Annotated in this window: 17 protein-coding genes; 7 read left to right on the top strand and 10 right to left on the bottom strand. The window is 65.1% G+C overall.

Translation table 11 applies throughout. The annotated features are described in order from the left end of the window. The first annotated feature begins 14 nt into the window (after nucleotides 1-14). From ABDW57_RS06635 to ABDW57_RS06645, 3 genes are read left to right on the top strand one after another with little or no spacing between them, the layout of a single operon-like run. The gene (locus ABDW57_RS06635) at nucleotides 15-2,189 is read left to right on the top strand and encodes a hypothetical protein (RefSeq protein ID WP_343729413.1); all 2,175 of its coding nucleotides are present in this window, start codon (nucleotides 15-17) and stop codon (nucleotides 2,187-2,189) included. Between the two features lie 2 nt (nucleotides 2,190-2,191). Then, entirely contained in the window at nucleotides 2,192-4,486 is a 2,295-nt protein-coding gene (locus ABDW57_RS06640) for an SUMF1/EgtB/PvdO family nonheme iron enzyme (RefSeq protein WP_343729414.1), read from the top strand. Between the two features lie 36 nt (nucleotides 4,487-4,522). Further along, the gene (locus ABDW57_RS06645; protein ID WP_343729415.1) at nucleotides 4,523-4,867 is read left to right on the top strand and encodes a zinc ribbon domain-containing protein YjdM; all 345 of its coding nucleotides are present in this window, start codon (nucleotides 4,523-4,525) and stop codon (nucleotides 4,865-4,867) included. On the opposite strand, the gene ABDW57_RS06650 is transcribed toward ABDW57_RS06645, so the two are convergent. Beyond that, nucleotides 4,851-5,480 (bottom strand): GNAT family N-acetyltransferase, encoded by a 630-nt coding sequence (locus ABDW57_RS06650; RefSeq protein ID WP_343729416.1) that lies wholly within the window; start codon nucleotides 5,478-5,480, stop codon nucleotides 4,851-4,853. The two genes, ABDW57_RS06645 and ABDW57_RS06650, sit on opposite strands and share 17 nt — an antisense overlap. A gap of 67 nt (nucleotides 5,481-5,547) precedes the next feature. On the opposite strand from ABDW57_RS06650, the gene ABDW57_RS06655 reads away from it, so the two are divergent. Further along, nucleotides 5,548-6,519, top strand: coding sequence for a glycoside hydrolase family 5 protein (locus tag ABDW57_RS06655; protein ID WP_343729417.1), 972 nt, complete (start codon nucleotides 5,548-5,550; stop codon nucleotides 6,517-6,519). Here the strand turns inward: ABDW57_RS06655 and ABDW57_RS06660 are convergent, their stop codons facing one another. Continuing rightward, nucleotides 6,520-7,398 (bottom strand): LysR substrate-binding domain-containing protein, encoded by an 879-nt coding sequence (locus ABDW57_RS06660; protein WP_343729418.1) that lies wholly within the window; start codon nucleotides 7,396-7,398, stop codon nucleotides 6,520-6,522. It abuts the gene before it with no gap. A gap of 100 nt (nucleotides 7,399-7,498) precedes the next feature. On the opposite strand from ABDW57_RS06660, the gene ABDW57_RS06665 reads away from it, so the two are divergent. The 3 genes from ABDW57_RS06665 (at nucleotide 7,499) to ABDW57_RS06675 (ending at nucleotide 9,142) form a co-directional block, all read left to right on the top strand. Then, on the top strand, nucleotides 7,499-7,783 hold the full coding sequence (locus tag ABDW57_RS06665) for a DUF1330 domain-containing protein (protein ID WP_343729419.1): 285 nt from the start codon (nucleotides 7,499-7,501) through the stop codon (nucleotides 7,781-7,783). Between the two features lie 75 nt (nucleotides 7,784-7,858). Then, on the top strand, nucleotides 7,859-8,257 hold the full coding sequence (locus tag ABDW57_RS06670; protein ID WP_343729420.1) for an OsmC family protein: 399 nt from the start codon (nucleotides 7,859-7,861) through the stop codon (nucleotides 8,255-8,257). Nucleotides 8,258-8,260: 3 nt separating this feature from the next. After that, entirely contained in the window at nucleotides 8,261-9,142 is an 882-nt protein-coding gene (locus tag ABDW57_RS06675; protein WP_343729421.1) for a pirin family protein, read from the top strand. Nucleotides 9,143-9,149: 7 nt separating this feature from the next. Here the strand turns inward: ABDW57_RS06675 and ABDW57_RS06680 are convergent, their stop codons facing one another. The 8 genes from ABDW57_RS06680 to ABDW57_RS06715 form a co-directional block, all read right to left on the bottom strand. Then, entirely contained in the window at nucleotides 9,150-10,682 is a 1,533-nt protein-coding gene (locus ABDW57_RS06680) for an FHA domain-containing protein (RefSeq protein ID WP_343729422.1), read from the bottom strand. A 94-nt stretch (nucleotides 10,683-10,776) separates the two neighbouring features. Continuing rightward, nucleotides 10,777-11,844: a protein phosphatase gene (locus tag ABDW57_RS06685; protein ID WP_343729423.1), complete on the bottom strand. Its 1,068-nt coding sequence runs from the start codon at nucleotides 11,842-11,844 to the stop codon at nucleotides 10,777-10,779. Then, a complete protein-coding gene (locus ABDW57_RS06690; RefSeq protein WP_343729424.1) occupies nucleotides 11,841-12,314 on the bottom strand; it encodes an SH3 domain-containing protein in 474 nt (157 codons plus the stop codon). Before ABDW57_RS06690 ends, ABDW57_RS06685 begins: the two co-directional genes overlap by 4 nt. Before the next feature lie 6 nt (nucleotides 12,315-12,320). Continuing rightward, on the bottom strand, nucleotides 12,321-13,868 hold the full coding sequence (locus tag ABDW57_RS06695; protein ID WP_343729425.1) for a hypothetical protein: 1,548 nt from the start codon (nucleotides 13,866-13,868) through the stop codon (nucleotides 12,321-12,323). Nucleotides 13,869-13,871: 3 nt separating this feature from the next. After that, nucleotides 13,872-16,277 carry an FtsW/RodA/SpoVE family cell cycle protein gene (locus ABDW57_RS06700; protein WP_343729426.1) on the bottom strand — a complete coding sequence of 802 codons (2,406 nt, stop codon included), beginning with the start codon at nucleotides 16,275-16,277 and terminating at the stop codon, nucleotides 13,872-13,874. Continuing rightward, entirely contained in the window at nucleotides 16,277-17,314 is a 1,038-nt protein-coding gene (locus ABDW57_RS06705; RefSeq protein ID WP_343729427.1) for a serine/threonine-protein kinase, read from the bottom strand. The genes ABDW57_RS06700 and ABDW57_RS06705 overlap by 1 nt, the downstream gene beginning before the upstream one ends. Before the next feature lie 77 nt (nucleotides 17,315-17,391). Further along, nucleotides 17,392-17,817 (bottom strand): glycine zipper domain-containing protein, encoded by a 426-nt coding sequence (locus tag ABDW57_RS06710; protein ID WP_343729428.1) that lies wholly within the window; start codon nucleotides 17,815-17,817, stop codon nucleotides 17,392-17,394. A gap of 133 nt (nucleotides 17,818-17,950) precedes the next feature. Then, nucleotides 17,951-18,481 carry a GNAT family protein gene (locus tag ABDW57_RS06715; RefSeq protein ID WP_343729429.1) on the bottom strand — a complete coding sequence of 177 codons (531 nt, stop codon included), beginning with the start codon at nucleotides 18,479-18,481 and terminating at the stop codon, nucleotides 17,951-17,953. Nucleotides 18,482-18,549: the final 68 nt, after the last annotated feature.

The following is an 18,549-nucleotide window of genomic DNA, read 5'->3' on the forward strand; positions in this document are numbered from 1 at the left end:
AGAAGGAGTTTGTCATGTTCCAAATGTTTGGTTTTGGCGGCGTTAAATGCCCGCGGTGCGAGCACAAAAACGGCGACCAGTCGGGCTACTGCAAGCACTGCGGCCTGACGCTGGGCGCCCCGCGCAGCGAACCAGTCCTGCGTGACAACCGCTGGGTCCCCGGCGACAATGAACTGGCCGTCTACTTCGGCGTCAGCACACTGTCGGGCATCTTCACCAAGACACTGCGCGTGCCGGCCACCACGCGCGCCTACATCCTGCAAGCCGACAAGGCCACCGAAGTACCGCAGGGCGAATACGAAATCGAAGGCTTCTTCACGCGACTGAACCACCTGCTGCGCAACCAGAACGCTGAAATCCTCATCACCCGCACGCTGCCGCTGCCGGTTGAGTTCTCGTTCAGCGACCTGCACACCACCGAGCACCTGAAGATCTCGGCCCGCTTCACCGTCGCCATCCGCATTGAAAATGTGCCGGCCTTCGCCCAACACTTCATGACCGTGCCGGGCGTGGTCAGCACCTTGCATCTGCATGAGCTGCTGGAGCCGTCGGTGCGCCAGCTGGCGGCGGAATTCGTCGGCAGCCGTTCGATCCGCGAGATGGCCGGCAATGCCGATCTGCGCCTGCAACTGAATGAGCGCCTGCAGGCCGCGCTCAAACTCCGCCTTGCCACCTATGGTCTGGCGGTGGACGGCGTGGAAACCGCCGCGCTGCGTCACGATAAATTTGATCACAACCGCGAGCGCCTCGGCACCATGTGGCTGGTGGCGGACGAACGCCACGTGCAGCTGGAGCATGTCAAACAACTGGACGAAATCTACAACGAAGAAGAATGGCAGGCGATCTGGCGCGAGGAGCAGAAAATGCACTCGGAGTTCCGCCGTGCGGAGCTGCGTCAGGACGCCAGCATCAACAAGGCCGAGCTGTCGCTCAAAGAGGCCGAGCGCGTGCAGGCTATCCGTGCGCGCGAGGTGGAACTCTACAGCCGCGTAATGGAATCCAAAACGCGCAAAGTCGCCCTCGACAAGGGCGCCGGCACCGTGCTGGCGGATCTGGAACATGAACTGGCGCGCAACAAGGCGCATCGGGTAGGCGAACAGGCCGACTGGGAACATGTACGTCATCTGGCCCAAATCCGCATGCGTACCGAACTCGAAGTGCTGCAGCAAACCGCCGCCGAGCAACGGCAACTGGCGCAACAACGCCTGTCGCACCAGTTGCGTCAGCAGGCGATCGAAAACCAGATCGCGCAAGCCTTGCTGATCGAAGATGAATCGCACCGCCGCAGCGAGCTGGCGGCGCTGCGCCAGCGTGAAAAAGACGAGAAAGCGCGCGAGCTGCAGATTGAAGCGGAAGCCCACGCCGCCCGTATTCAAGGCATGACGATGGCAAACGCCGCACGCCGCCGCGAGGCCGAACGCGTGCAGGAGTGGGAAGACCAACTCGCGCTGGCGCGCCAGCGCGAGCTGCTGCGCGAAGACGCCGTCAAGGATGCCGCCAACGCTGTGCAGGTGGCCGAGATCAGCCAGAAGATCGAAGACCTGAAACGCAGCGGCGCGCAGGCCGACGCCGTGGCCCAGTATGAAAAACTGCTGCGCACCATCGAGGCGGATGGCATCCATCAGCGCCAGAATCAGGCCAGCGCCAAGCAGGCCATGCTGGATCAACTGGCGGTGGACGAACAGCGCCTGATCCTCAAGCAGAAAGAGCAGGAAGCCGCCTGGCAGCACGAGTTGAAGAAATTTGAGCAGGAGCGTGCGGCAGCCTTCAGCATCCAGCAATCGACGCAGGATCATGAGATCCGCCGCATGGAAACCATCAACCGCATGAGCGACATGGCGATTGCCGCCGTGGCCGCGCCATCCAATGTGGAAGCGGTGGCGCAGATCATGAAGCTGCAAATCCAGGGCGGCATGACGGCGGAACAAATCCAGGCACTGGCGCAGGTGGTGGCGGCTGAACATGGTGTGTCGCCGGTGGAAGCCGCCCGCATGGCATATGAGCGCGTGGTGGAAGAGCGCACGCATCGCGACGCGGAACTGGAAAAGGATCGCCGTTATCAGGTTGATCTGCTGAATACGCAAAATACCGTGGTCGCCAATGTGCGCCGCTGCGCCAACGGCCACGTGGTGCCGGCCGCCCGCGCAAACGATAAATTCTGCGCCGAGTGCGGCGCGCCTGTCACGTAGGAATGATGCAAACAGCAAGAGACAAGATCCGCGAACTGCGGGCCTTACATGATGACGGTCTGTTGAGCCTGCAGGAGTTCGACCGTCGCAAGAACGCCATCCTCGACGCGGAATACGCGCCGCCGGGAGGCAGTGCCACGCCTGCGGCATTGCCGCAGCGGCAGGGCACTGAACTGGGTTTGATGACCGGCCAGGAGATCGGTCCGCAGAACCGCCGCTACCGGCTGGAGCGTCTGATCGGCATGGGCGGCATGGGCCAGGTGTGGCTGGCCACCGACCTCGCCACCCATGCGGAGCTGGGGCACAGCGAACTGGTGGCCCTGAAAATCCTGCCCCCGCAGCTGACTCAGAGCGCCACCCACGCCAAGCTGCTGATCGAAGAAGCCACGCAGGCGCGCAAACTGGCGCACGAGCATATCGTCCGCGTGTACGAATGGGCGCAGGACCCGGCCACGTCCAGCTACTTCATCATCATGGAGTACCTGGAAGGACAGGATCTGGATGCCTACCTGGCCGAGCAGGGCACGCTGACGCTGGAGGCGGTGCTCAAGCTGCTGTCGCCGGTGGGCGAGGCGCTGCAGTATGCGTGGGACAAGCACAAGCTGGTGCACCGCGATCTCAAGCCGGGCAACGTGTTCCTGACCCAGCGTGACGAGATCAAGCTGCTGGACTTCGGCATCGCTTCGCGCGCGCGCAGCGCCGGCAGCAGTCTTGGCTTGCAGACGCCGAACGCCGGCACCGCCGGTTACCGCGCGCCGGAGTCGGGCACGCATCAACGCCAGCCGGCGCCCAAGCTGGATGTGTATGCCGTGGCAGTGATGATCTACCAACTACTGGAGGGCCGCATGCCGTTTGACGATATGCGGCCGGCGGACTTTCATCCATCGCCGCCGCGCGGTTTGAATGAACGCCAGTGGAAAGTGCTGCAGGAAGGGTTTGCGTATCTGCAGGAGCGGCGTCCGGCATCGGTGAATGAACTGTTGGCGGCTCTGGGCCGTGCGGCCGGTCCCACCGAGGCGGAACTGGCGGCACAGGCCGAGCAGGCGGCGCGCGAGCGCGAGGCCCGCGAGCAGCAGCGCAAGCAGGAGCAGGCGGCGCAGGCGGAAAAAGCGCGCGCCGATGAAGAAAAACGCAAGGCGATGGCGGCTGAACTGGCGGCGCGTCGTCAGGCCGAGGCGCAAGCCGCTGCGGCGGAAAAGCAGCGGCAGGAGCAGCAGCGCCGCGCTCTGGAAGCGAAGCAGCGCGCTGAAGCGGAAGCCGCAGCGCAGGCGCGCAAACAGGTGCTGCGCGAGCAGCTGCTGGCGCGTCGTGAAGCGGACGCAAAAAAAGCGCGTGAGGAGCGCGAGGAGCAGCAGCGCAAAGCCGCGCAGTTGAAGGCGGAAGTCGCGTATCGCCAGGAGCAGGAGCGGCATCGCAAGCAGCAGGCCGAGCGCCATGCTGCCGAACTGGCCGCGATGACGGCCAGCACCCCGGTGGCCGATGCCAACGGTGTGCTGCGCGACCGCTTCCTTGATGGCACGGGCGCTGGCCCGGATCTGGTGCTGATTCCTACCGGCCGTTTCCAGATGGGCTCTCACGAGCATGAGCAGGCTGCGGCCATCAAGGCTGGCGCGCAGAAAAACTGGCTGGAGCGCGAGCTGCCGCAGCGCTGGGTGGGCATCGAGCATTCGTTTGCGATGGGGCGTTATCCGGTGACGGTGGGGCAGTGGCGGCGCTTCGTGAAGGACACCGGCTGGGAGTCCCAGTCCGACACCGACTGGCGCGCGCCAGGCTTTGCGCAGACCGACGATCATCCGGTGGTGGGCGTGAGCTGGATGGATGTGCAGCTTTACCTGCGCTGGCTATCGCAGAAGACCGGCCAGGTCTATCGCCTGCCGACCGAGGCGGAGTGGGAATATGCCTGCCGGGCCGGCACCAGGACGGCCTTCAGCTTTGGCGATACCATCAGCACCGAGCAGGCCAACTACGACGGCCATTACACCTACAACGGCGGCCAGCGCGGCGCCTACGTGCAGGGCACCACCAAGGTCGGCGCGTATCAGCCCAATCCATGGGGTTTGTTCGACATGCACGGCAATGTATGGGAATGGACGCAGGACGTGGTGCACGACAACTACGTCGGTGCGCCGGTCGATGGCAGCGCGTGGGAAGAGGGCGGCGATCCGGTGCGGCGCGTGCTGCGCGGTGGCTCCTGGCTGTACAACCCGCGCTATCTGCGGTCGGCGGTGAGGAATGGTTTTTCGGCGGTGCTGGCGAATGATATCGTGGGCTTCCGCGTCGCCCGCAAGCTGGCATAAGGTATACTGCTGGCCTTTGAAAAATCAGGATCACTTATGAGCACCTTGCCACCATGCCCTAAATGCAGTTCCGAATACACCTACGAAGATGGCGCCAATCTGGTTTGCCCGGAGTGCGCGCATGAGTGGGCGGCTGGTGCCGCCGAAGCGGCTGAGGAAGGGGCGCGTGTTTATCGCGACGCCGTCGGCAATGTGCTGCAGGACGGCGACACCGTCACCGTTATCAAGGACCTGAAGCTGAAGGGCGGCGGCGGCGTGGTCAAAGTCGGCACCAAGGTGAAGAACATCCGCCTGGTCGATGCCGATCACGATATCGACTGCAAGATCGAAGGCTTCGGCGCCATGAGCCTGAAGACGGAGTTCGTCAAAAAGGTGGTGTGATCGTCACCGTGGAGAAGGGCGAGAGCACTTTCCAGCCGATGGTGGCGTAAAGACCTCGACCCGCTTCGGTGGCCACCAGCACACGCTGCGCAGCTTGCGATTTCTGCGCCGTTCCCAAAGCCGCCATCACTGCCGCGCCCAGGCCTTGATGCTGGTGTTCGGGAACGGTGGCGATGCGATCGAAGATAAAGACATTTTCATATTCTGCCGCGTAGCCGCTGGCGGCCAGTGTGTCGTCTTCCGTGAAAATGCGCGCGGTGGTGACGGCGGCTTCGGTCTGCACTTGCAGCCAGTAGCCCGGCGGCAGCGACGGCACCGGATTGCGGCCAGGCTCTTTGATCATCAGATATCCGGCTGGCTGCAACTGCCAGCGCTGCGGCACCAGTGACTGCAAACGCGCTCCCGGCCCACACATCTTGATGAACACGTACGGCTCGTGAATTTCCTGCGCCAGTTGTGTGATCGCCGGCGTAGGGCCGGCGAATACATAGCGCCGCAACTCCTCCGGCATGGCCGTATCGACCCGCAGCCCGCCGCGATCCGCCACCGGCTGCGGCAAATGCCGCGCGATCGAACGTGCGCGCAGCCAGCTTTCCAACAGTTCCGCAGTCATTTGTTTATCCATTTGAGCAGTCTAGCGTAAGATGCTGTGTCGAGGGCGTCTGGAAACGGATTTAACGATGAAGAAGATAGCGATATTCCTGGTGGCTTCAGGGCTGGCATCGATTGCGGCGGCAACGCCGGTGCAGGTGCACGGCGCGTTGAAAGTTGAAGATGCCCGCGTGGTGGACCAGCATGGCAAACCGGTGGCCCTGGCCGGGCCGAGTTTCTTTTGGTCGAATTCCGGCTGGCGGCAGGAGCGGTTTTATAACGCCGGCGCGGTCAAAACGTTTGCCACCGAATGGAATGCGTCGCTGGTGCGCGCTGCGATGGGCGTGGATGAAGGTGGCGGTTTTCTGCAGGACGCCTCCAATAAGGCGCGCGTCGAGGCGGTGGTGGATGCGGCGATTGCGAACGGCGTGTATGTCATCATCGACTGGCACTCGCATCACGCCGAGCGCTATCCCGAACAGGCGGCGGCGTTTTTCAGCGAGATGGCGCGCAAGTATGGACACGCGCCCAACGTCATCTACGAAATCTACAATGAGCCGGTGGATGTCGCGTGGAGCAGCGGCATCAAGCCGTATGCGGAAAAGGTCATTGCCGCCATCCGCGCCATCGACCCGGACAACCTGATTGTGATCGGTACGCCGAAATGGTCGCAGGACGTGGACGTTGCGGCGCGCGATCCGCTGCGAGGCCGCAATCTGGCGTATGCTCTGCACTTCTACGCGGCCACCCACAAGCAGCCTTTGCGCGATAAGGCGGATGCCGCGATCAAGCTTGGCGCACCGCTGTTCGTGACCGAATGGGGATCGGTCAGCGCGGACGGCGGCGGTGTTGTCGACCGCGAGGAAAGCCAGCGCTGGCAGGACTATCTGCGCAAGCACTGCCTGAGCCAGGCCCAGTGGGCGGTCAGCGACAAGAAGGAAGCTGCATCGCTGTTTCAACCCGGCGCCTCCAGCACCGGCCCGTGGACTGACGCCGATCTGACCGCCTCCGGCAAGCTGCTGCGGGAGATCCTCAGGAACTGGTCGACCACCTGTCGATAACTAGCCCAGCCGCTCCAGCGCAAAGTCGACGAAGCTGCGGACTTTGGCGGAAGGCCGCGTTTCCGGGCGGCGCAGAATGTGCATGGCGCGGCTCGGGAGTTCCCATCTGGGCAGCAGCCGCACCAGTTGGCCGGCTTTCAGGGCGGGTTCCATCAGGACGTCCGCTTGCATGACGACGCCCATGCCGGCGATAGCGGCCATCACCAGCGAGGCGCCGGTATTGCTGACCAGCGTGCCTTCCACGTTGACTTCGACTTTGTCCTCGCCGCGCTGAAAGCGCCAGGTGGCGGTGCCGCCAGCGAACACCAGACAGTTGTGCCGCTCCAGGTCCGACGGGTGCCGCGGGGTGCCGTGCTTTTTCAGGTAAGCCGGACTGGCGGCCACCAGTACGCGGCCCGGCTGCAATGGGCGGGCGATCAGGGTGGTGTCCGCGATAGGGCCGGAACGGATGGTCACGTCCACACCTTCTTCCGCCATGTCGATCACGCGGTTGCTCAGCACCAGATCGACGCGCACCTTGGGATAGCGCGCGGTATACGCGGCAATCACCGGCGTCAGTCGCTGTTCGCCATAAGTGGCAGGCGCCGAGATGCGCAGGCTGCCTTGCGGCTCGGCGCGCAGGTTTTCCGCCACATGGTCGGCAGCGGCCACGCTGGCCAGCACGTCGCGGCAGCGTTCCAGATAAGCGGCGCCGATTTCGGTCAGCTTTTGCCGGCGCGTGCTGCGTTCGATCAGGCGCGCGCCCAGTTGCCGTTCCAGCGCCTGCACATGCTTGCCGACCATGACCGCCGATAGATCCAGCGCCTGTGCCGCAGCCGCGAAGCTGCCGGCCGTGGCGGCGGCCACAAACACTTCCATGCTGCGTAGCTTGTCGCTCATATTCAAAACTAAATATTAGGAGTGAGTGAGATTCTAGCGCATTTATGTATAAGTGGATTGTGATGATAATGGAATCACACAAACCAAACAGGAGGTCATCATGGCAGCATATGCAATCGGATACGCAACCCTGCGCAGCACGGAATGGCAGAAGGAATATGGCGCCCACATGCCGGCGCTGACCGCCAAGCATGGCGGCAGGCTGGTGGCGAAGTCGCCGCCGCAGGCGATGGAAGGCGCGCCGGCACTGCCGGAGACCATGGTGGTGATCGAATTCCCGACCGCCGAACAGGCGCAGGCCTGGTACAACGATCCGGAGCACGCCCGCCTCAAGGCGCTGCGCCAGTCCGGCGCCGAGTTCTCGATGGTGTTGGTCGGCGCGTAGTCTTTTAGTAGAAGCGCAACCCCGTCATTCGGTGTACATTGTTGGTTCTGATTCAACCGCCACAAGGAACACCGAATGACTATCAAAGCCCTGCGTGATCAATCCCTGCCGATGCGCCACATCGTCCATGTGCGCAATCACATCATCTCCACCGATGGTTCGGTGGAAGAGGGCGGCAATGACGCCGGCCCGTCGCCACATGACCTGTACGACGCCGCGCTGAGTGCCTGCAAGGCGCTGACGGTAGTCTGGTACGCCAAGCGCAAGAATATCCCGCTGGAGCATGTGGAAGTGAGCATGGAGCGCGACGCCAGCGAAGAGCGCCAGGGCGTCTATCGCCTCAACGCCACCCTGCACGTCACCGGCAACCTGACCGAGACCCAGCGCGCCGAGTTGCTGGCTGCGGCGCAAAAATGCCCGATCCATAAGCTGATGACGTCCGTGACCACCGAAGTGACCACCGTGCTGGGGTAAACCATGACCATCTCGAATCTGTTGAAGGGCCACGAAAAGGATCTGGGCGGCGGCTTTGTGGTGCGCCGCTATCTGCCATCCGCAATCAAGCAGGCCGTCGGCCCGTTCATTTTCTTCGACCATTTCGGCCCCGTGGATGTGCCGGCCGATGCCGACCATGATGTGCGTCCGCATCCGCACATCGGCCTGGCGACCGTGACGTATCTGTTTGAAGGCGCGATGGATCACCGCGACAGTCTGGGCACCGTCCAGCGCATCGAGCCAGGCGCCATCAACTGGATGACGGCCGGCCGCGGCATCGTGCACTCCGAACGCACCCCGAAGGATCTGGTCGGCGTGCCGCATCGCACGCACGGCCTGCAGCTGTGGGCCGCGCTGCCGGTGGCGCATGAGGAAACGGAACCTGGCTTCTGCCACACGCCGTCCAGTGCGATTCCTGAATTGACGGTCGATGGCGCAGACATCCGGGTGCTGATCGGTTGCGCCTTCGGCCAGACCTCGCCGGTGCAGACTTACAGCCAGACCCTGTATCTGGACATCGCCCTCAAGCCGGGCCACGAACTGGCGCTGAGCGGCTTGCCGGCCGAAGCGGCCATCTATCCGATCAGCGGCGCGCTGGAAGTCGATGGCGCAGCGCTGGAACTGCACAATATGGCGCTGCTTAATACGGCCGACACGCGTCGCGTCAAGGCCAGCAGCGAGGCGCGCTTCGTCATCATCGGCGGCGAGCCGCTCGACGGCCACCGCTTCATGTCGTGGAACTTCGTCTCTTCAAGCAAGGAGCGCATCGTGCAGGCGGGCGAGGATTGGGAAGCGCAGCGCTTCCCGAAAGTGCCGGGTGAAACGGAGTGGATACCTCTGCCGGCCAGGAAGCCGGCAGCCTAAGCGACACCTAGGCGGTGGACATGGCGTTCGCCGCCACAGTGCTGTACATGTCGCCGCCGCCGGTGCGGATGATCCAGTGTTCCGGATACGGATCGCTGGCAAAGCGGGTGTGGCGCGGCACGCGGCTCAGTTTATCCAGCGAGACGCCCGGCGCCAGCGCGGTTTCCTTGCCGGTCAGCTGGTCCAGGTGCCAGAAGCCGCCGTCGCGATGGAACAGCAGCGGCAGCGCGGCCGCATGCGGCGCGGCGGCGAAGGATTTGACCGGATAGCCCGGATGCGTCTCCGGCGCCAGCAGATAGAAGCTTTCGGCATTGGCGCCTTGATCCACGCGGTGCAGGATCACGCCGTGCGGCATGATGGCCGATACCGACAAGGTCACAATGCCTTTGATGCTGGCGCTGAACTCAATCCGCATGCCGAGCCGCAGCGCGGTCGGCTTGTGCTTGCCCGGCCAGACCCCATCCAGCAGAATGCCGTAACGCGAGACGTCCTCAATTTCAAACCCCAGCCCGGAGCGGCGGATGATGGCGTGGCGGCCGGACAGGCGGCGCGTCAGGCCATTGGTGTCCTGGCCGTCAGCCGTGTAGTGGGTCAGCAGCACGTCCGATTCCGGATCGACCAGTTCAAAGCGGCCGATCACGCATTCGTGCATGGCGAACAGGCGGATCTGGCGCTGCGCGCCGGCTTCCGGCGCGGCGTTCACCAGCGAGGCGGCGGCGCTCGGATGTGGATGCAGTGCGGCCGCTTGCGGCATGTCGATTTCGATCAGGTCTTCATCCCACGCGATGGTGGAGAAGCCCAGGTCCACTTTGCCAGCCGGGGCGTTCAGGTCCAGATGCGCGATGCCGGCATTGCGGGCGGTGACGTCGATATCCAGCGAGTCGCCGCCTTGCGCGCTGACCCGGGCGATGGAGGCATCGTCCGCCATCACGCGCACGTTCTTGTGGGTGCTGAGGAAGATGCGGTGGATCTCGGTCAGCGTGGCGTCCAGGCGCGGCACCAGGATCACAAAGGTGCAGACCCATTTGCGCGCAGCCATGCCGGCGTGCTGGCTCAGCAACTCGATACTGATCTGGTACTGACCGTGTTCCTTGCCGCGTGAGGAAAACTCGACAAATACCGGACGCCATTCGCCATCGACTGCGCGTACGAATTGCTGACGCGCGGCACCATGCGGGATCAGGTCCGATTGCAGTTGTAGCGTCAGTTGCGGCGCGCAAGCCTCCGGCATGCCGCGCAGTTCCATCTTCAGCGTCTGACGGCCGCCGGCGGCGCGCGGATCAAAGCCGCTGATGTGCAGTTGCGGACGTTCGGCCTGCGCGCGTTGCAACGGGCGGGCGTAATTGGCGGTGGCTGGCGTTTCGGCGGTAGGGACGGCATCCAGCGCCGTGGCCGGGGAGGCGGCACGGGAGGTGCGCAAAGCAGTCAACAGGTCGAAGCTGGAAGGCGTTGCTTGGGCGTGGCCGCCTTCGCAATTTTGCTCTCCCGGTAAGACCCAATAAGTGCAGTGCGGGTGCTGGGCATTACTGCATTTTTTCATGACAAACCGACCGATGGGATACCCGTCAGTTTATGCGGTTTTCACTCTGTTTGGCAAACTTTGCAACCGATATTGCGATGGCTGTGTGCACGTTTCAAAAATGCGACGGAATTGGTGCGGCCGGTAGTGCCGTTTCGTCAACATTGCTGTCGTTTTTCGGTGCGTTGAACCGGATCACGATGGCGCTCAGGTTGTCGATGTGGAGTTGCGGCGGCGGGTTCCGGGCGTAATCGCTGAACAGGGCGTCCAGCGCGGCGCCGGCGCTGGGCTGGGCCAGCAGGGACGGCCAGCGCCCGATCCATGGTTGCGGCCGGGCGCAGGACCAGAAGCCGTCCGTGGCCAGCAGGTAGGTGGCGCCGGCTTGCGGCGTGACGGTACGGCGGTCCGCCAGATGATGCAGGAAGAGCGGCAGATTGGCGCGGTCCAGCGGCAGCAGGCCGTCGTCCAGAATCTGCGGGTTGGCGAAGGCGTTGCCAAGGATGTAGGCCTGCGAAATTTGCGCGCGGTGTTCGCCATGCACCTGCTGCCACCATTCGTCCTCGCCCAGCATGCCGTGCATGGCGAAGGCGGTGGCCGGCACGTGGTCCACCGTCAGCGCTTGCGCTGCCTGTTCCGTGATCTGATACAGGCGCGAGTCGCCGGCGTGGAACAGCATCGGCGGCCGCCCGGGCGGGATTTCCAGCAGGGTGAGGGTGGTGCCGGGTCGGCGGAAGGTATCGTGGTCGTCCGGGCGGCTGAAGCGGGCCTGCAACTGATGGTGCAACTGGTCGAGCTGCGTGTCGAGTTCGTCCTGGGTGGTGCAGGCCGGGATGCGCAGCAGACCGGTGGCGACGGCTTCCGCGGCCTGGCGTCCGTGTCCGTGGCCGCCCATGCCGTCGAGGACAGCAAGCCGCACGTGGCCGGGCGGCCAGCCGCTCAGGGTCGTGGTCTGCGGCGATTGATCGCGCAGCAGGACGGCGCGGCCGTCAACGTCAATGATCAGCAGATTGTCCTGGTTCTCCGGCACCTGCAGCTTGCTGATGCTGGCAAGGCTGCGGGCGGCGATGTCCAGTGCGGGGCCGAAGTTGAGTTGGTCGGTGATGCGGGTCATCGGTGCGGGCGCTGGTGCGCGGGATGCGAAAGACCACAGCTTAGCTGAAAAAACGTCGGCGGCGGCGGTCATTCGCTGCTCCGGCGCAGCCACAGGCTGCTGGCCCAGCCGGTTTGTGCGCGGCCATGGATGGTGGCCTGGATCTGCCACCAGTCGCCGTCACGTTCGCCGGTGGGCGTGACGCTGGCGCCGGCCGGCACCACGCCGACACGGGCCGCATGCACGCCGGGCGCCGCGCGCAGATTCAGATCGCGGTGAACGCGGAACGGGCTGCCGGCGGTAACGGCGCTGTCGGCGCCGACGGCAGCCACTACCGGCGCCGCAGGCATGGTCGAGGCGGTGCCGGCATGGGCTGGGGTTGCGCCATGGGTGGCGTACAAAATCAGGCTGCCGAAGCCCCACGTGCCGACTATCATGATGAATAGGGCGCGCGCGTTGGGACGGCGCCACCAGCCGCGCGGCGTCAGGTAAGCGGCCAGGAACAGCGTGATAATCAGGCCCGCGGCAAAAGCCGCAAAGGCGTAAAGCTTGACCGTGTCCATGACGGCTCAGGCCTCGAAACGCAGCACGTAGTGCCCCGCCGCCAGGTGGTGGCCCGGCGGCAGCAGGTAGGGCGCGTCGCCGACGCTGGCGACGAATTGCAACTGGTCGTCCAGGTGATACAGCGCCTGCGTGTCGCTCAGGCGGCCGATGGTATAGCCCTTGGCGGTGGCTTCAAAGCTGAAGGCATTGCGCGACAGGCCTATGCGGTCCGCGCTGCTGGCAGGCGCACCGTCGGCGCGCTTGAGAAAGCGCGGCGAATCCAGCAGGCGCAGGGTCGACAGCATGGGGGAATTCCGCCCGAAGGTGAAGCGCGCGCCGCTGGCCACCCCGGTGCTGACCGGTTGGGCGAGGCAGAGGATGGCGCGATAGCGGTCGGCCATCTCCGGCACGGCCGGCAGCAGGCGCAGGGCGCGCGCGTCCACCGGCGCAAAGGTGGCGGGGGGCTCGATGCGTTGGCGGCCTTCGGCCGTGCAGGCGTACAGATTGTCTGCCGCGTCGACCAGCAGGCTGATGGCCTGCGGCGTATCAGCGGACAGCGTGAGCGTGCTGTTGAACGGGAGTTCCATCGCCTGCGCGCCGGTGTCGCGGTAGCGGCTCAGGCGCGGCAAGGCCAGCGCCACCAGGCTGACGCGCTGTTGCGAGATCGGCGCGTAGGTGGCGTCGCTTTCGCCGGGGCGATTGGCCGGCTTGTGGCTGGCGGCGACCGGCACGGCGGTCAGGTCGATCGGGGCTGCGCCACTGCGTGGACCAACTGGCGCGGAGGCATTGCCGCTCCGGCTTTGCCAGACGGCCGGGCGGCCGGAAGACGCGCTGGGCATCGCCGGCGCCGCGCCAGTGCGGGCTATTTTCAGCAGCAGGCGCTGACCGCCTTGCGGCTCGCGGCGCGATTTGATGGTGTAGTAGCCGCTGCGCGGATCGTACTGGCAATCGAAGGCGTCCTTGGGGCGCAGCTGCACCACGGGCGGGGCATCGGGACCGTCGTTCAGTATCAGCACCGCAGCATCCGGGCCGAAGGGCCAGCCCTGCGCCACCGCACTGGCTTCGCCACCCTGGCCGCCGATCAGGGCCAGGCGCTGGTTCGGATAGATCGGGCACACCGGGTGCCAGATCGCGCTGTCACGCGAGACGCTGACGTTGTAGAGGATTTTTTCATCGGCGGCCGGCAGGTACACCGCGTGGCCGAACTTCACCTCGATCTCGCCAGGCGCCAGTGCGGCGTGGCCGACCACGTCATAGCGCACCTGATCGCTGCCCAGCAGGTCGCCGAAATCCTTTTGATGCAAGGCGGTCAGCGTTTGCGCCAGGTCGCGCGCGCGGGCGCCACGGGTGAGGTGGTAGTCGTCGTCGACATCTTCCTGCGGCAGCATCAGCGTCACATGCGAGAAGCAGCGGGTGGCGGCGCGGCCGCGATGCTCGCGCGGGCTGCGCTCCAGCAGGTCGCGCAGCAGCGGGCGGCGTGAGAACAAGGCCAGGCCAGGCGTCTGCCAGATGGCCTCGGCGTTGAATACGTCCGGAATGCGTCCCAGGACGGCGTGTTGGACATAGGTCGGCATGATTCAAACTCCTTCGGAAGATATCGCACTGAAGGTAAGCAGGGGGCAGAGGAAAAACAGCAGATGGCTGCCGCCGGCCGACAGAAAACTCATCGGCTGGCCCATGATGGGGAAGATCGCCAGGTTGGTGCCCCACGAGAGCAGGAAGTGCCCCAGCACGAAAGCGCCGCCGCCGCACAGCGCGAAGTAGCGGAAGCGTCCCAGCCACGCATGGCGGAAGTTGCGTGCCGCTGTGCCGCTGCGATAGGCCTGCAAGGCGCTCATCAGAAGACCGATCAAAAATGCCGCCTGCACGGCCCACAGCAGCAGTGCGCCCAGCAGGCCGTGGCGGTTGAGGAAGAAGGAGGCGGCAAAGTCGTCCTGCACGGCGGGGATTTGCAGCACGCTGCCGGCGGTCTGGCCCAGCGTCCGCAGGCCAAGCCAGCGATCGGCGCCGAGCCAGCCGCCGTCACCGATGGCGCGTGCGCCCAGCAGCAGTTGCTGGCCGGTGTGGGGGTGCTCGGCGGGATTGAGCCAGACCAGGAAGCGGTCGGCATAAAAGCCCCAGCGTATCAGGTCATCCGTGCCCGCCAGGCGCAGGTAGATGATGCCGCCGGCGGCCAGCGCGGCGCCGCTGAGCAGTACCATGGCCAGCGCGCGATTGCGCGCGGCATAGGCATAGGCCAGACCCGCGCCGGTACTCCAGACCAGCAGCAGGATCAATGGCGAGAAGTCGTCCACCTGCACCAGCGCGAGGCCGAGCAGGGCGAGGAACAGCAGCGCGGGCGCGATCAGCTGGAGCCAGCGGGCGCCATGGTCGGCCAGCCGCTGCGGGCCGTTGTGCCAGTTGAAGCGCAGGGCGAGGCAGTGAGCGGTGAGTGCGGTCAGCGCGAGTTTGGCTAGTTCCACCGGTTGCAGGTCGAAGACGCCGGTTTCATCGCCCCACAGGACTTGCGCGCCCAGAGCGGCCAGTGCGGCGGCGGCAAACAGCGCAAGCAGCCACTCGATAGTGCGCTGCCGCAGCTGGGCGCCGCGATATTGCGCCCACAACTGCAGCAGGCCGCCCATGCCGATCCCGATAGCCAGCATGGCGGCCGATTTTTGATAGTAGCGCAGCCACGATGATTCCTGCGCGCCCAGGCCAAGCTCCAGCTGCGCCAGCAGGCCCGCGGCCAGCAGGATGGCACCGGCGGCCTTGACCAGCGTCAGACGGCCGGGCAGCGCAAGCCAGACCAGCAGCGCACTTGCGCCGAGCAGCAGGGAGCTGGCCGTGCCGGGTGGATAGCCGGCGCGCTGCGATATCAGTGCAATCACGCCGGCGGCCAGCAGGCCGGCGCATGCCAGTCCGGCGGCGGCTGGCGCCAACCATCCGGCCCGCGCGCGGCCTGCGAATCCGAGAGCGGCGGCGCAGGCCAGCGTGAACGCGATGAGCGCCGCCACGGGGGCGCCAGGGCCGCCGCTGAATAGCGACCGCGGTTGCCACTGCCAGCGGACCTGTTCCGGCAGCTTCAGTTCCGGTTCGCTGTAGAGTTTGACGTGGCGGCTGGGATGCAGGGTCAGTTGGTCCCCCCCTACGGACAGCTGCAGGCGCGTGCGGCCGATCATGATGGCGTTCGCGCCATCCAGCGCGGCTTCCTGCTGGCGCAGGTCGGCCTGCTCCACAAGTACTGCGGCGCGGTCGCCATCCGGATTGCCGGCCGAGAGCTGCAGGCGCCCATTGCCGCGCGCGATTTGCGCGGCGCCCGGCGTGACCAGCGCCAGTCCCAAACGGTTGTCGCAGTACAGATTGCCGCCAAAGCTCAGAGGGCGGGCAATCGTCAACCACAGCGGCATGATGCGGTTCCACATCGACAGCAGCTTGCCCGACATGCGCGACTCCGGGCAACTGGCTTGCTGCCGGCCGTCGCGGTACAGCACCGCGCCGTCGTAATACCATTCGTGGCCGTCGCGTGCAAAACGCACGCTGCGCGCGTCGGCGGCGCGCACGTCGAACACCGCGCCGTCGATCTGGAATTGCCGCAGGCCCTGCACCTCGGCGTTGCCCAGCCGTTGCTCGTGGGCGTCGCGTATCAGCACCGCTGGCCGGGCCGCGCCCAGGTTGCGCAGCAGCCAGCGGCCCTCGGCATCGCGGCGCAGCGACAGCTGCTGGCGATCCGTCTGCGGCGCGGCCAGTTCACGCTGCCCCAGTGTGATGGCATCGCCGGGCGCGAGATGGATGGAGATGGCGGACGGTAGCCAGACTGCGGGGGCGCGCAGCAGCGCCAATGCCTGCAATCCGCCCAGGATCGCCAGCAGCGCGAGGGTGAAGGCCATGCCGCTGTGGCGCAGCGCGGCGCGCGCAGATGCCCGCAGCAGCACCGCCAATCCATCGCGGAGGTTGGCGCCGCGGCCGGCGGCATAGGGCGCTGTGCGGGAGGCGGAAGCGGCCATCACGCCGCCTGCATGGTTTGCCAGCCGTTGACGGCGGAAGGGCGGCGCATGGCCAGCACCGGATCGACCGCGTCAAGCGCACCGCGCGCCGGCCTCACGCCCAATACCGCGTTCAGCATGCGGCTGATCTGGATCGCATGGCGCGGACGCCTGGCGGGATCGATCTGCAGCAGGGCGCGCAGCAGTTCCAGCGCCGCATCGCGCTTATCCGCCGGGATGGCCGCGGCATAACGCTGCTCTTCCTCCGGTTGCAACGCGGATGGAATCTGGCCGCCATGGCGGCCGCGCAGCAACTCCGCCCCCGCCACATGGTGCTCGCGATAAGCCTGTCCGCAGTCGCTGCAGAACCGCAGCGGCAGTCCGCCCGCCACCAGAAAGTACAGCAAGGCCCCCAGCGAAAAATAGTCGCTGCGCGGACCGGTGGCGTATCCGCCGCCGTCGGCCGGGAAGAACTGCTCCGGCGCCTGCCAGTTGGCGGTGCCGGCATACGAGTGCGCCTGCAAGCTGCCCAATTCGCGGTTGGTGCCGAAATCGGCCAGCTTGACGGTGTTCAGATGGGTATCCAGCAGTACATTGGCCGGCTTCAGGTCGAGGTAGCGCCAGCCATATTGATGCACTTTTGCCAAGGCTTGATTGAGCTGGGCAATCCAGGCCAATGCCTGCGCCAGCGGCAGGCTCTCGCCACGGCCCTTGAGCGCCACCATCTGTTTGCCGAGGTCGGAGCCCATCAGTTCCAGCGCCAGCACCGGCAACCCCTCGTGCCAGCCACTGTCCAGCAGGCGCACGATGTGCCGCTCATCCCACGGTTCCAGCGACTGCAGGAATGCGATTTCGTTATTGGCGGCGGCGATCCAGCGCTCGCGCTGGGCGGGCAGGGCGCGCGCCATCTGCTCCTGGTTGATTAACTTGATGGCCACATCACGCGTGGCCTGCGGCCCGCTGGCGCGCCAGATGATGCCGTAGGCCGATCCGCCGATCTGCTCGCGCAGCCGGTAGTGGCCCAGTTCCAAAGCGATGATTGCGTCTGCTGTCGTCATGGTTTCCCCCGTCGCAGACATCTAGCGGAGGGACGAAAAAAAAGCCCCGGTAGATCCGGGGCCTTGGGGGGGGGGGATTAACGGCCCCAGCGATCATGGTGATAGTGGCGGCGTTCCCAGCGTTCCTCGCGATAGTATGGACGGGCCGGTTCAACGTAGACCACGCGTGGTGGCGGTTCGTAGTAGCGTACCGGCGGCGCGTAATAGACTGGGGTCGGGCGCTCGTAGTACACCGGCGCCGGTTGCGAGTAGACGCGGGTCTCGACGTAGCCACGGTCACGGCCGCGGTAGTAGCGGTCATCCGAGGTGCGGATGCTGTTGCCCACTGCCGCGCCCACCAGGCCGCCGACGATGGCGCCATCGCGGCCGCCGGCGCTGTTGCCGATGGCGGCGCCGACCACAGCCCCGGCCACCGTGTTGAAATCACGGTCGCCTGCGTATGCCGACGACGATACTGCTGCTACGGTCAGTAACGCTACACCCAATAATTTTTTGCTCAACATGGCAATCCCCTTGCTGTGGCCTGAACCGGAATGATTCGCTAGCCAGTGACTCCACTATAAATCCCCGGAAATTTAATGCCACGTCTTATACACATGCTTACAAACGGGCTGGCGCGGTAATGCCTTGTAACAATTAGAGACCTAGCGCTTCCCACTCCGGACGCAGCAGGCTGAACATCGTCACATCCTGATAATGGCCGTTGATGAAGAAGGACTGGCGCAGGGTACCCTCGGCGCGAAAGCCGCATTTCTGCGCGACCCGCACCGAGGCCACGTTCTCCGGCGCCGTCAGCAGCTCCAGGCGATGATAGGGGTGGACCCTGAACAGATAATCGACCAGCAGGCGGCACGCCTCTGTTACATAGCCCCGCCCGGCCAGCTTGGGATCGAACAGGCGGTAGCCGATTTCGCGCGCCACCGGGGTGCGGGTTTTGAAATGGGTGATCACGCCCACCACGTGGTGCGATGTATCCTCGATCACGAACAATTCGCTGTCTTCGCTCACAAAACCATTCAGCATGAACTCCTTGCGCATGGTTTCAGGCGATTTGAAATGGGTGGAAAAGTACTCGCCGCGCGAGGGCAGGTCGTTGGCCAGCGCGATGAAGGTGTTCAGATCGGCGGTCAGCAGGTGGCGTACGGTACAGAGTTGACCCTTGAGCATAGGCGCTTTCTTCCGGCAGTTGAAGTTTCATGGTAGTGCAACTGCGATAGCAAATCAATATGGATGAC

The sequence above is a fragment of the Duganella sp. genome, assembly GCF_039595735.1.
In the GTDB taxonomy this organism is placed as follows: domain Bacteria; phylum Pseudomonadota; class Gammaproteobacteria; order Burkholderiales; family Burkholderiaceae_D; genus Rugamonas.